Consider the following 15,644-nt stretch of genomic DNA (forward strand, 5'->3'; position numbering starts at 1 on the left):
TACTATTTGGATATTCAGATAGTTAACTATAAAAACTACTGCGATTTTTTTAGGTTTTAGGGTATAGAGAATTCTTTATTGTGTGAAGGGCAGGCAAAATACAGCCCAATCAGCCATTAAAGATTTACGTTTTTCAAGATAGGCTCCACGTAAATAGGCGGCTTCGACTTCATCTGGGAGTTTATGGGCAAGGACATGTTCACAAACTTCTCGAGGATAATCGGTCATATCAGCAGACCAGTCACGAAATGTCGATCTAAAACCATGCGTTGTAATCACTCGGTTTTGTTTGGGGTCAATATAGCCAATGCCATTTTCTTTAACTTTTTGTTCATGCATACGCTTAATCAAAGCAGTTAAGGACATGTCTGAAAGCATGTTGCCAGTGCGAGGTGCAGGGAAAATATAACTTTGAGGTTCAATATCAGTTTGAATTGATTTTAATAATTCAATTGCTGGTTCTGAAAGTGGAACACGATGCTCTTTTTCAGCTTTCATGCGCTCTTTAGGAATAGTCCAGACTTTATTTTCAAAATCAATTTCTTGCCAAATTGCCCCAAAGATTTCACCAGAACGACAAGCCGTTAAAATTGCAAATTCCAGTGCCTTTGGAGAAATACCATCTTTTTGACGAAGGTGCTGAATGAATGTAGAGACTTGATCATAAGGTAAAGAAGGGTGAGGGCGTGATTCCTGCTTTAAGTTACCTAATATAGGTTCAAGATTACCTTTCCATTCAGCAGGGTTGTCACCTTCAAAATACTCCATAGCCTTTGCATAATCAAAAATAGTCTCAATACGACCACGAATACGTTTAGCTGTTTCGTTCTTCTCAATCCAGATAGGTCTAAGAACTTCAGCAATATCAACTTTAGTAATTGTGCCAATATTAATATCACCAAGAGTAGGATAGATATAAGTTTCTAATGTGGTAGACCATTGAGCAATATGCTTCTGATTCTTTAATTCACGAGATTTATTGGCAATCACAATCTGAGCACATTCACGAAAAGAACGATTACGAAGTTTTTGAGTACGTAAAGCTTGAAGTTGATCTTGTTTTTGTTGGATAGGATCATTCCCATTTCGGATTTGGGCTTTCATTTCATGAGCTTTAGCCCTTGCTTCTGCTAGTGACACTTCTGGGTAAGAGCCCAATCCAATATCACGGCGATGAAGTTGCTGTTTGCCATTTTCATCAAAGCGCTGACCTACAACAACACGTAGAACCCAAGCACGAGAGTCATTCACGATACGCAGGTGCAAACCATTGACACCGCCTACAGCATGCCTGCCATTTCCTTTGATTTTTGCTACACTGAGCGCAGAGAGTTCTTTGGCTTTCTTCGGCATAGGCTTGTTCTTGTCCCACATAAAAACCCACATAGAATATTAGAAATGATTGGGTTTTGCAAGACGTGGTTGGATTGACATTTACATAAGTTATTGAAAAATATATTTATGCTGGATTGGGTTGGACGGCATAATACTGGTGTTATACGGACACCGCTTCCGCCAAATATCTTAAAAAGCCCTGAATTTTTTCAGGGCTTTTTTTGTTTCTGGGATTGATTTTTTTGAAGATATCTTTCAAATTTAATATTTATTGGGTTTATGAAATATAATTCGATTATGAATAAAGCTTAAAAATATAAAAATGTTTTGAAGAGTTTTTAATGAATAAATTTATTGATTTCTTTAATTGTGCGTTTTAAGACAAATAAATAGTCTTAAATTGATATTTACAAAACTTAACGTTTTGGTAATAATTTAATGTGAGATATATCACATTTTACATAAAATGAATTCAAAAAAATCAAATAAAAGTCACATATTTATATTCATGAGCTTATTGGGAACGACTGTATATGCGGCTGATCCCCAAAATCCAGAATTGGAACGTGCGATTCAAGCTGATCAAAGTATTCGACAGCAACAACGAGATTTGTCTTTAGAACAAAAGTTTCAACCTGAGGCGAATGTTAATCTGGGATTGGAAAATAAGCTCCAAAAGCCATCCCAACTGCAATATTTAAATTCCAATAGTGAAACACCTTGTTTTGAAATTAAAAATATTGAACTGCAAGGGGAAGAAGCCAAACATTTTCAATTTGCCTTAAAAGCGATTACGCGTGGGGAACACAACATCGTAGGGCGTTGTCTTGGGGTACAGGGTTTAAACCAAGCACTGGATCTGGTGCAAAATAAAATTATTAGTCGTGGTTATGTCACGACACGGGTACTTTTAGCACCGCAAAATATTGCATCAGGCAAAGTAATTTTAACTGTCATTCCTGGGCGCGTAGATCAAATTAAATTCGCAGAGGGTACGTCTAAACGTGCACATCAATTCAATGCATTGCCTGTATCCAAAGGTGATTTACTGAATATTCGAGACATCGAACAAGGCTTAGAAAATTTTAAACGTGTTCCAACGGTAGAAGCCGATTTTAAAATTGAACCTTCAGCTACAAATACCACACCAGGCTATAGTGATCTCGTATTGGCTTGGCAGCAATCCAAACCTTACCGCTTACATTTAGGGATTGATGATTCAGGTTCTGATTCCACAGGTAAATATCAAGGCACTGCGACCTTATCTTTAGATCATCTTTTGACGTTAAATGATTTATTTTATGCCAGTTATAACCATGACTTAGGTGGTGGGGACTCAGGTAAACGTGGTACAGATGGTTACTATATTAGCTATAGTATTCCGTTTGGTTATTGGCTATTCAATACGAATTTTAGCCGCTCTAATTATAACCAAAATGTCGCAGGAGCAAATCAAAGCTATAACTATAGTGGTGAAAGCAAACTGATTAATGCTGATTTATCCCGTGTGATTTATCGCGATTCACATCGAAAAACCTCTGCCTCATTTGGGGGGTGGTATAGAGAGTCACGTAACTTTATTGAAGATGTTGAAGTTGAAGTACAACGCCGAAAAACAGGCGGTTGGAAAGCCAGTTTAGATCATACTGAATATTTAGCTCATGCAACTTTAAGTAGCAATATTACTTATAAACGCGGTACTGGTGCATTTGATGCAATGCGAGCACCAGAGGAACAGTATGGTGAAGCCTACACCCATGTCGGGATTTTACAAGCCAATGCCAGTCTACAAGTGCCTTTTAAAGTTGGACAGCAAAACCTGCAATACCTTGCTGAATGGCGCATGCAGTCGACCAATAAAGCATTAACCCCACAAGACCGTTTTTCAATTGGCAACCGTTATACCGTGCGCGGTTTTGATGGTGAGCAAACCTTGATGGGAGATCAAGGTTTCTTAGTACGCAATGAGTTCAGTGGATCAATTCCTAAGTTCCCGATGCAATGGTATGCCGGTATCGATTATGGAGAAGTGGGAGGACGTAGCACACGTGAGCCGAATCCTTTACTTGGAACAAGCTTACTCGGTTCAGTTGTTGGACTACGTGGACAAGTTCTGAAATCTGTCAGTTATGACCTATTTGTTGGTGCGCCACTGAAAAAACCGAAGGGCTTTGAAACAGATGATGTGACTACGGGTTTTAGTCTGAACTGGATGTATTAGTTTTAATTTTTAATATCAAGCTTTTAAAAAAATATAAAGAATTTAGGTGAATTGTTATGAATAAAAATCGTTATCGCGTTATTTTTAGTCAGGCTCGTGGGGTATTTATTGCGGTTGCGGAAATTGTAAAAAGCCGAACAAAAACAGTAGGGCAAAGCAGCGCAACAGAGATATATGATGATGCATCACAAATCACACTAAATTCTTATAAAAAATTAAATCCGCTCAATTTTGCGGTCATTGCTGTACTCGGTGCAGTGGTTTATAGCCTGCCATTAAATAGTATCGCCAATACACAAATTATTGCAGATAAATCTGCGCCGAATTCACAACAAGCGACGATTTTAAATAGTAGTAATGGGTTAACCCAAGTCAATATTCAAACACCAAGTGCGGGTGGTGTATCACGTAACACCTATACTCAATTTGATGTAGGTCAAGAAGGTGCAATTTTAAACAACTCACGCAACAATACCCAAACTCAGCTCGGTGGTTGGGTGCAAGGTAACCCTTGGTTGGCCAATGGTGAAGCGAAAGTCATTCTAAATGAAGTGAATAGCAGTAATCCGAGTCAATTAAAAGGCTACTTAGAGGTTGCTGGAAAATCTGCTCAGGTGGTGATAGCCAACCCATCAGGCTTGGTGTGTGATGGCTGTGGTGTGATCAACGCGGATCGTTTTACCTTAACTTCTGGTCAGGCTGTGATGAATCAAGGCTATCTTGAGTCATTTCGTGTACGTGATGGTCAGGTGACCATTGAAGGTAAAGGTTTGGATGGTAGCTTGACGCCTTATACCGATATTTATACCCGAGCTTTAAATGTCAATGCTGGATTGTATGCAAATAATTTGAATGTGGCTTTGGGACAAAATGATATCAATGTTAAAGACCAAGCTACGCCTCAGATCAATACGGCAACAGCAAATCTCAGTACTAATCCAAACAAACCGAATTTTGCCTTGGATGTTGGGCAACTCGGCGGGATGTATGCAGGCAAGATTTTCCTTGTTGGAAATGAAAATGGTTTAGGGGTGCGAAATGCTGGGTCGATTAATGCAACGACTGATCAACTGACGCTAATGACCAATGGTGATTTGGTTAACGCTGGCAATATGATTGCCAATAAAGACCAAGTTCAGCTTCAGGCCCAAAATATCCAAAACTCAGGCAATATCAGTAGTGCGACATCACAAGTCACCATTCAAAGCCAAAACTTAGATAACTCAGGCTTGATCAGCAGTGCAGATGAATTACATCTTCAAAACCAAAATGCATTAACAAATACAGGTAAGTTGAATGCAGCTCGAATTGTTTTAGATTCGGATAGTTTAAAAAATAGTGGCTCAATTGAGCAAACAGGTTTAGAAGCACTGGATTTAAAAGCAGGGCAAATGAGTAATGCTGGCGGTAAAATCGGTGTGCCAAAAATACCTGAAGGAGGCAGCACTGGAGAACCTAGCGGTGGTGAAGGTACTACGGAACCGACTGTACCTACAGATCCTTCTAAAGATGGCGGAAGCCTAGAAGCTGCGACACCGACAGAGACCACACCTAAGACCTATGATGCAGGTTATATTCATGTCAAAAATACCTTTAATAACGACCAAGGTGCGATTGTTGCTAATGGTGGTGTCGATTTAGAAAGTAACAATGGCTTAAATAATCAGGGCGGTCAGCTCAATTTAGGCACGGTCAATGTTAAAGGGGATAGTTTTAATAATGATCAGGGTAAGTTGACGGTTAAACAAGCCGACATACAAACCTCTGGCTTTAGTAACCAACAAGGTGAGTTAGCATCTAATCAAAAGTTGAATATCCAAAGCCAAACTGCTAATAACCAACAAGGTAAAATCCAATCTGTTGATCAACTGGATCTAAATATAGCCAATGAACTGAATAATACAGAAGGACAAATTGCCAGCAATGCTACGGTAAATGTCAATGCGGATAATATCAATAACCAGTCTGGTGTGATTTACTCAGAACAACAAGCTGTCAATGTTCAAGCAAAACAAGCGATTGATAATACATCGGGTTTGATACAAGCAAAAACCGATTTAAATTTGAGTAGTCAAAGTTTAAATAACACTTCGGGTCAAATTCTTGCAGATCAAATTGTTCAGCAACATGGTTTAGTGAACAATACTCAAGGGACGATTGCAGCCAATAAAAACTTAAAAAGTACAGTTGGACAGTTTGATAATATTCAAGGTCAAGTTCAGGCTCAAAATCTTCAATTACAACATCAACAATTAAATAATACGGGTAGTATTTACGCGGATCAAAACCTAAGTTTAACTGGGCAAGACCTTAAAAATGCAGGTTCTTTGGCCGCAGGCCAAAATATTCAAATCACCAGTTCAAGTTTAAATCAAACGGCTGATGGATTGATTGCAGCAGGATTAGATCGAGAGGGCAAGCTGACAGATAAAGGTGATTTAAGTATTCAAGCGGATCAGGCCGAATTACATGGACAGAGCTTCGCTGGAAATCAACTTAACGTACAAGCAAAAAATGATATCGATGCGAGTCAAGGGCAGCTACAAGCCAAAAATATTGTTTTAGAAAGTCAAACAGGCAATATTTCGACACAAGCTGCAACAGTGGTTGCACAAGATCAATTAAAACTCACTAGCCAGAATGTGATCAATAATCATCAAGGGCAATTGAGTGCAAAAGATCTATTACTTAACGCTAAACAACTCGACAATAGCCAAGGTAAAATCCATCAAGTTGGAAGTAATGATCTGAACTTAAATTTTACCAATGGTTTAAATAACCAATCAGGTGAAATCCAGTCTAATGCTTCATCGATCAACTTAACCACATCAAATTTAAATAATGAATCAGGCAAATTGATTCACGCGGGTGATCGAAACTTCAAAATATCAGCGACTGATATACAAGGTACGGATGGTCAAATCCTAAGTAATGGCACATTGGCAATTGATGCTGGTCAACTTGTATTGGATGGAGCAACCACATCGGCAGATCAGATCACGATAAATGCAGATCGTTTGAGTCATCAAAAAGGACAAATGATTCAAAGTGGTCAAACGAGTCCATTAAGTTTAACGATCAAACAAGATTTAAATAATCAACAAGGTATCATCGCAGGACAAAATGGTTTAAATATCAGTGCGGATTCAGCCAATAACCAAGCAGGACAATTACTTTCAGGGATTGGTGATTTAAGTCTAAATGTTCAAAATGCACTGGACAATCGTCAAGCTGGACAGATTGTGAGTGGTGCAAATTCTAGCTTACAAGTGGGTTCGCTGAGTAATAGTGAAAAAGGCCAGATCAGTGCACAAAATGCATTAACAATACAAAGTCTAGGATTGATCGACAATCAAATGGGTCAAATCGTTGCCAATCAAAACGTATTGATTCAATCAGAAGGATTGGATAATGCTTCAGGACAAATTGGCACCAGCCAAGGCAAATTAGAGATTGATACAGGTTCGGCAGAACTTAAAAATGATTCAGGTACGATTCAAGCTGAAAAAACTTTGACCATTGATGCAAATCGTATCAGCAACCAATCAGGTCTGATCAATAGCCAAGATTCACTCAAGCTTAGCAGCCAAAAAGATATTGATAATACAGCTGGACAAATCATTTCCAATCAAAATGTTAGCCTACAAAGCCAAGGTTTGAAAAATGATGCAGGGCAAATCGGCTCAGTTCATGGCGACGTTGTTCTAGATGCAGGCACAGCAGATTTAAGTAACCAATCTGGAAAAATCCAATCCTCTCAGGATTTAACATTAAAAGCCCAAAATATCCAAAACCAATCTGGCTTAATTTCTGCTCAAAACCATTTGGATTTACATACTCAAAATTTAGAGAATCAAAAAGGTCAAATTCAAAGTGGTGATGCGATTGATATTGCAGGACAGCACTTAAATAACCAAGGCGGTTCAATTCTAACCAATTCATCTTTAACATTAAATATTGATGGATTACTGGATAATAGCCAAGCAGGTACTTTATCGAGTGGATTATCTGCGGATATCAAAGCAGGATCATTAGATAATAGTGGCAAAGGTCAGATTAATGCGCAAGACAGCCTAAATATTACATCTAAGCAATCGTTGAATAACCAGACTGGTAACATTGTAGCAAATAATCATGTCTCAATTTCTAGCCAAGGTTTAGATAATACTCAAGGACAAATTGGTAGTGTTAAAGGTCAGCTTGACTTAGATGTTGGACAAGGTGAATTCAAAAATATTTCAGGTTCATTGCAAGCAGGCAGCCATTTAAATTTCAACAGCAATGGTCTAAATAATGATGCAGGTCAGATCATTGCATTAGGTGATAGTTATATCAACAGTACAGGTGATCTAAGTAACAAGTCTGGACAAATACTTGCGAATGGCACAGCGAATATCAGCAGTCAAAACCTGAATAACCAAGCGGGTCAAATTCAATCAGGTGAGAAATCAAATCTGACTTTAACCATAAATGACAAGTTGGATAATAGTCAAAAAGGACAAATTCATAGTGGGAATGACTTAAATATCCAAAGTCAGCAGTTGGATAATAGCCAACAAGGACAAATTTCTGCACAAAATGCATTAGAGATAAAAAATGCAGGACAGCTGAGTAATCAATCGGGTCAAATCCTTGCGAATGAAAGCGTTCATATTCAAAGCCAAGGTTTAAACAATACTCAAGGGCAGATTGCCAGTATCCAAAGTAATGTTGATGTAGATGCAGGTAATGCGGCGTTGTCGAATCAATCTGGATTATTACAAGCTAAAACAGATTTAATCGCCAAAGCTGGAAATATTGATAACAGTGCTGGACAAATCAGCGGTCAAGGTAAAGTTGATTTAAATAGCCAGCAAGCCATCAATAACCAAAAGGGTGTGATTGCAGGTGATGAAAGTATCAACGTTTCTAGTCAGGGGTTAAATAACAACCAAGGGCAGATTGGAACACAGGGTAACTTAACGGTTAATGCAGGAACTCAAATATTACAAAATCAAACTGGAGTTATCCAGTCAGGGCAAGACATCCAGATTAATGCAGGCAATTTAGATAACACAGCTTCTGGACAAATCAGTGCGCAGGGGGCTTTAAATGCAGCCATTGATGCGGAGATTAATAATACCACGGGTCTTATTGCAGCCAACCAGAACGTCTCATTAAATAGCCAAGGCTTAAACAATACCGAAGGGAAGATTGGGAGTGTCAATGGTGATTTGCTTGTCAATACAGGGAGTAGGGAGCTCAATAACCAATCGGGATCTCTACAGTCCTCTCACTTGGTCAATATCAAAGCCAATGGAATAAACAACCAATCGGGTCAAATTGTTGGATTAAAAGAAGTCGGCCTTGACAGCCAAGCACAACAATTGAGTAACCAACAAGGTGTGATCAGCTCAGATCAGATTGATATTTCATCTGGTCAGCTTAATAACGATCAAGGGTTAATCCAAGCCAATTATGGAATAAATATTGATACACATCATCAAGATTTGATCAATACCCAGAGTGGAAAACAAGGCGGTATTTTAAGTCAGGGGAATGTGACATTAAACAATGTTGCAAGATTGGATAATACACAAGGCTACATCGCAAGTGGAAATGTCTTGGCTATCAATGCGAATCAAATCCAAAATAAATCAGGATTGGTGACCGCCGCTGAAAATGTCAAAATACAGGGCATAGGACAAAATCAAGTCCTCAATAACCAATCTGGGCAAATCAGCTCGATGGGCAATATGCAGTTGAATATTGACCAAATCAATAATCAGGGCAAACAGAATACCACAGATGCCAATAGCCAAATTATTGCCAGCAAAACATTAACCATTCAGACCAAGCAGTTAGATAATCAAAATAGCCAGAGCAATGATGCCGAAGTACAAGGGATCAATGCGGGTAATTTGGATCTAACAGCCAACATCGTCAATAACCAAGCAGGTGAGATCCGTAGCAGTCAAGATGCTCATCTAAATATAAGCACTCAGTTCAACAACCAAGCAGGTCAGGTGAGTGCCGTAAGTGCTTTAAATATCAAAGGTGATTCACTCAATATAGACAATGCACAAGGGCAAATGCTGGCGGGTGAAAATTTAAACCTTACTGCACAAAGTCTTACAGGCAATGGCAAAGTTTTAAGCTTGGGTGATGCCAAAATTGAGCTTAAACAAGGATATCAACTTGCTGCGGGTGGACAGATACAAGCCAATCATAATTTAAGTCTAAGTACAGAGGAAGATATCGAGAATGATGGCAAAATTACAGCTAGTAATACATTATCACTGACAGCAAAAAATATAAATAATAGTCTCGATGCAAGTATTGAAAGTCATGATACAAATCTCACAGCAAGTCAGCAAATTAATAATACTGGTTTGATCAATGGGGATTACACCACCTTAAAAGCAGACACAATCAATAACCAAGGCACAGGTCGTATTTATGGTACTGATTTAGCTATTGAAGCAAATACTCTCAACAATTTGCCAGATACGAGTGGAAAAGCACCGATCATTGCATCACGTGGTGATATGAATCTCGGTGTGAAAACGCTCAATAATCTAGCGAATACGACCGATTATACAAGTCAAGCACAGATCTTTAGTGCAGGTGGTTTATATCTGGGTGGTGCATTGGATGAAAATCGCAAAGCCATTGGTCAAGCAGATGTAATTAATAATGAAAGTGCGACGATTGAATCACTAGGTGATATGCAATTGTCGGCAAAACAGATTAATAATATTCGCAGATTCAAATCCCAAGTGCAACACACTTGTAGTTAGTTGAAAAAGTTAGGTGTATTCATAGAATCATTAGACTTTTTCAACTCGCAATTGGAAAGCACACAATGAAGAAATACACCCAACTTTCTCAAGATGAAAGATACGAAATTTATGCTACTTTGAAAAGTAAAAGTTCAATCGCTAGCCTTGCTCGGGAGTTAGGGCGTTCACGATCAACCATCTACCGTGAGTTAAAAAGAAATACTGGGCAACGTGGATATAGAGCTCAACAGGCAGCGAAATTTGCAAGTCAAAGACGGTACCATCCTTCATCATCCATGACAGCATTTGCCTTCGCTTATATTGATTACTTAATTGGCTTAGACTGGTCACCAGAACAAATTTCAGGTGCTTTAACACAACGCGGTTGGCTGGATGTACCTTCACATGAGTGGATTTACCAGCACATTTATCAAGATAAATCACAAGGAGGTAACCTCCATCTACACTTAAGGCATCAGAAGAAATATCGAAAACGAGGTTACAAAAACACGGATCGTAGAGGGCAAATCATTGATAAAACAAGTATTCATTGCCGAGACCAGGTCATTGATCAGCGACAACGTTTAGGAGATTTCGAAGGTGATACGGTGATTGGTAAACATCATAAAGGAGCTTTATTAACCCTCGTTGATCGAAAGAGCCTGTACGTACATATTGTTCATTTAGGGTCAACGAGAGCATCCTCTAAAACGATTACTTGTGCATTAGATCGTTTACGAATGAGCCATGCTTATAGTGTAACATTTGATAATGGAAAGGAATTTGCCGAACACAAAAGAATTACTGATGTCGGCATAGATACTTATTTTGCTGATCCTTACAAGTCTATTCAGCGAGCTAGAAATGAAAATACGAATGGTTTAATCCGGCAATATCTGCCAAAATCATCATCGTTTGATGACGTGTCAAACGATGAAATAGAGCAGATAGAATTTTCACTCAACCATCGTCCTAGAAAAACACTAGGCTGGTATACGCCAAGTGAAGTTATGGCTGGTTTTTATACTGTTGCACTTGCTGCTTGAATCCGCCATTAATAAAAACTTTAGTACCGAAGATGTAAAAATTAATGAGGGATTTGATCTGTTTGCTGGGTATGATGGTGGTTGGCATAATGTAGATGGGACTGTCATTAGCCTTGAAAATGCGGCCAATAGATTTACGAATTATAGATATAATGATTGGACGGAACAGACTCAGGTCGTAAATTCTGCACCTGCAAAAATTACAGCAGGCGGGAATATGGATCTTTCAGGTGCATATGTTTTTAACGATAAAAGCCAGATAATAGCAGGTGGAGAACTTAAAAATGTGGGTGGTTCGATCAACTCACCAAAAGTTGAGGGAACTGAAAAATATTTTGCAGAAGGATCTCGCGTACTTTACGAGATAAGGAGTGGAAAGGATAAAAAGACTTGGGAAGATTTTACTTATTCAAAAGAAAAGCCAATCGACCTAAATATTAGTCAAGTCATTGATCATCAGAAAATTAATCAGGAAAATAAATCGATTAATGATGTATCGAACGATCAAAGTCAAGAAACAGTATCGAATGGCAAAAATGCTAATTCTGATATTAAAAATGTTGATCAAAAAGACAATACAACCCGAGTAGATCAAACAGGATCATCACAAAATAAAGATTTAAATATCCAAGATCAAGGCTCAGTACAGACAGATCTTAATAACACAAATAACAACCATAATGTTGATCAAATTAATGCTCAAAATAATTCAACCAGTGTAATTGATGCTGAACACAAAATTGGACAAAGTGCTGAACAAATTCAAGCAGGTACAAAACAAGATCAAACAGCAGCACCTGATCAGGCTGGTTCTGGTGAAGCATTTGAAATTCGAACGATTAATGGTCAACAAGTCAAAGTTCCAAACAATGCACTTTACCGTGTTAGTGCAGATAAAAAAGCAGGCTATCTTATAGAAACTGACCCTGCGTTTACCAATTATAAAAAATGGTTGTCATCAGACTATATGTTGGATGCATTAGGACTTGATCCAGCTTTACAACAAAAGCGTATTGGTGATGGCTTCTATGAACAGCGTATGGTGCAAGATCAGGTTGCCAATTTGACAGGTTATCGCTTTCTAGAAGGCTATGCTTCTGATGAAGAACAATATAAAGCCTTGATGAATAATGGTGTGACTTATGGAAAACTATATGGGTTGCAGCCAGGTATTGCACTTACAGCAGCTCAAATCGCTCAATTGACCAGTGATATCGTATGGTTGGTTGAAAAGAATGTCACTTTAGCAGATGGAACAGTGACCAAAGCGCTTGTGCCACAAGTTTATGTTAAAGCCCGCGTGGGAGATTTAAAAGGTGATGGCTCATTACTAACTGGGAATAGTGTTAATTTTAGTCTAAATGGTGATTTATTAAATGGTGCAACGATTGCAGGACGTAATGCAGTACAAATTACAGCAGACAATGTCACCAATTTAAGTGGTCGAATTCAAGGCAATACTGTTGCAATCACCACCAAAAATGATTTAAACAATATTGGTGGTCAAATAAGTGCCAACGAAGAAATGGCACTCAAAGTTGGTGGTAATTTAAATATTTCTACGACAACCATAACCTCTGATTCACAACATGGAAATGCTAGCTCAAGCACAACAGGTATTGGCCGTATTGCAGGTCTATATGTTGGAAATGGCTCAAATACGATTATTGATCCAAATAAAGTAACTTTAGCGATAGATGTTGCAGGAAATAGTGTACTCAAAGGTGCAGAAATTGGAAATCTCAATGGTGCAACTGTTCTAAATACAGTTGGTCATGTTGATATTGGTACTGTACAGATTGGTCAAAGCGATAAGCGACCAATAACAGGAAAAAGTGGTTTTAGTTTTGAAACTAAACAGGATGTAGGAAGTCAGATTTCGAGTGTTGGCTCAGTGATTGTCGCAGGGCAAAATATAACAGGTACAGCGGTAAACCTTTCTAGTCAACAAGGTAACGTTGAATTACTAGCACAAAAAGATATTACACTTGAAAATGGTTTAAATGAACGTAGTGTTTACAGTAAGGACACAACAACAGGGTCTTTGGGGAGTAAGACGCTATCTACATTTACTGAAAATCAATCTACTTCCATTGCTAATCAAATTAATGCAGGTCAGAATGTTATTTTAAATAGCCAACAAGGAGATGTTACTGCTACACATCTACAAGCTCAAGCTGGAAATAATATTCAAATCCATGCGGATAATGGTAACGTAAATTTACTTTCGACCATTGATGAAACAAGTGTAAGTAGTACATCAAATAAAAAGAACTTTGCAACATTTAAAAATCAACAGCAAGGCTATATTGATCAGGAAGTCGCTCAAACTCAACTTATAGCGGGTAATTCTGTAGATATTAATGCCGGAAAAAATATAGAACTTCAAGCGAATGACGTCCAAGCTGGGCAAAGTATATATGTTGGTAATACATTGATGCAGCGCCAAGCGGATGGAACACTGAAATCTGTTGATGGTTCGATCATGCCTGAAAATGTGACATTGAGTACGCTTGAAACACATGATCAACAATGGGATGAAACACAAAAAGGTTATCGAGGAGTTGTTAAAGATATTGTTAAGGTGGCAGCTGTTGGGTTGGCGGGTATAGAAGCTTTAGCTCCTGGATTAAAGGCACCAAAAGTTACTATTAGTGAATCATCTAGCCAGCGTACTGAAGAAATTAATCAAACAGGGTCAAATCTAAAAGCAGACAATGTATTTATTGGTTCAGCAGGTCAAACGACGCTCACTAGTAGTGATATCAATGCAAAAAACACAACTTTGTCGGGACAAACAGTCATATTAAATGCTGCCGAAGAACAGCATATTCGTGTGGAGTCGAAAAGTAAGGAAACGGTTCAAGGTCTAGGCGCAAAACTGAATAATGACAGTATTCGTTTAGGTGGTTTTGTCAATGAACAGAGTTCCCAAAGTAATAAAACGACTGAAATAATGCATAAGGCTGGCAATATCAATACTGAAAATCTAATGATTCAAGGCGACAATGGCGTTGATATTTTAGGACAAAATATAAAGGCAACAGCAGATACAACCATTGATCATGGTCGTGGAAACCTTAACATTGCTGGGTATGAAGATAAAACGATAACAGAAGATCAAACCCATAAGACGACGATTAGTACCGAGGTGGGTGTAAGAAATGCTTATGTAGATGCAGTATTAGCCGTTGGTGCTGTGGGTGATGCAGCCAAAGCAGTGAGCCAAGCTAAGGATAATTATAGTCAGGCGCAGCGAGATTATGCGGCTGGTAAAATTACAAAAGAAGCATTGGAAGATAGTAAAGCCAATGTTGCGATGGCTATTACTAATTTGACAAGTGCCCAAATTGCTGTAGGAGCAGCAGCTGCAAATGCAGCAGCCAACTCAGCAACTTATGGATTTACCATTGGTGCAAATGGACAACGAGTTGAAAATACTGAAACAAGTACTACTGAAACCAGTAAATGGTTGGGCAGCAATCTCGATTTAAATAATGTCAAATTGAAATCCGAAGGGCAGGACATCAATATTCAAGGTAGCCGTTTAACAGCGACTGGAACAACCACGTTTGATGGAACTAAAGATCTCAATGTTACGGCAGGTACAGAACGTACAAAACAAGATACGGGCAGTAAAACCAACACTCAAAGTGTCAGCTATACCTCTGGTGGAGGTGGAAGTATTTCTATTGGTAAACAGAATAGTCAATCACACAGTGAAAGTCTGACCCATGTCAATAGTGATGTTGAGCTGAATAAAGTTTCGGGTGCTATGGATAAATTGAATATCCAAGGTGGTACCGTTTCTATCGCTGATCGTGGCGATCTTAAAGTGAATGAAATCCATGTAGAAAGCTTACAAGATACAGCATCAAGTAGCAGCAGTAGTAAAGGTGGTTCAATAGGTGCAGGCTTTGGAACAACTGGTGGATTAAGCAATGTCACAGCTGGTTATAACCAAAGCAACGGCAAAAGTGATAGTGCATGGGTGAATGAGACAAGTACGCTTATCATCGGAAATGCTCAAAATGATGCTGATTTGGATGCAATGGGGGTTAAAAAAGTAAGTAATATTGGTGGTGTGATTGCTAATGCGAGCAAAAATGAAGATGGAACACTAACCGATCATGGCAAGCTGAACTATACAGGTACATTAGACCTGCAAGATATTCAAGATCATCGTTCTGAAAGTAATCGAGGTTTTAATATCTTAACCAATATTGGTACGCCAATAAAAGGTCAGGATGAAAATAGTAGTAAATTCCCAAGCGGAAGTAC

At 38.6% G+C, this 15,644-nt stretch carries 4 protein-coding genes and 1 pseudogene; 4 read left to right on the plus strand and 1 reads right to left on the minus strand.

Translation table 11 applies throughout. The annotated features are described in order from the left end of the window. Positions 1–75: 75 nt before the first annotated feature. Positions 76–1,353 (minus strand): tyrosine-type recombinase/integrase, encoded by a 1,278-nt coding sequence (locus F960_RS05520; RefSeq protein WP_020846594.1) that lies wholly within the window; start codon positions 1,351–1,353, stop codon positions 76–78. Positions 1,354–1,843: 490 nt separating this feature from the next. On the opposite strand from F960_RS05520, the gene F960_RS05525 reads away from it, so the two are divergent. From F960_RS05525 to F960_RS05540, 4 genes and pseudogenes are all read left to right on the plus strand, one after another. Next, positions 1,844–3,556: a ShlB/FhaC/HecB family hemolysin secretion/activation protein gene (locus tag F960_RS05525; RefSeq protein WP_004859546.1), complete on the plus strand. Its 1,713-nt coding sequence runs from the start codon at positions 1,844–1,846 to the stop codon at positions 3,554–3,556. Between the two features lie 56 nt (positions 3,557–3,612). Next, positions 3,613–10,335 carry a two-partner secretion domain-containing protein gene (locus tag F960_RS05530; protein WP_004859548.1) on the plus strand — a complete coding sequence of 2,241 codons (6,723 nt, stop codon included), beginning with the start codon at positions 3,613–3,615 and terminating at the stop codon, positions 10,333–10,335. A gap of 65 nt (positions 10,336–10,400) precedes the next feature. Beyond that, entirely contained in the window at positions 10,401–11,363 is a 963-nt protein-coding gene (locus F960_RS05535) for an IS30 family transposase (protein WP_004854881.1), read from the plus strand. Between the two features lie 244 nt (positions 11,364–11,607). Further along, positions 11,608–15,644, plus strand: a pseudogene (locus F960_RS05540) (hemagglutinin repeat-containing protein); the annotation flags it as partial.

Source organism: Acinetobacter gerneri DSM 14967 = CIP 107464 = MTCC 9824 (genome assembly GCF_000368565.1).
GTDB lineage: Bacteria > Pseudomonadota > Gammaproteobacteria > Pseudomonadales > Moraxellaceae > Acinetobacter > Acinetobacter gerneri.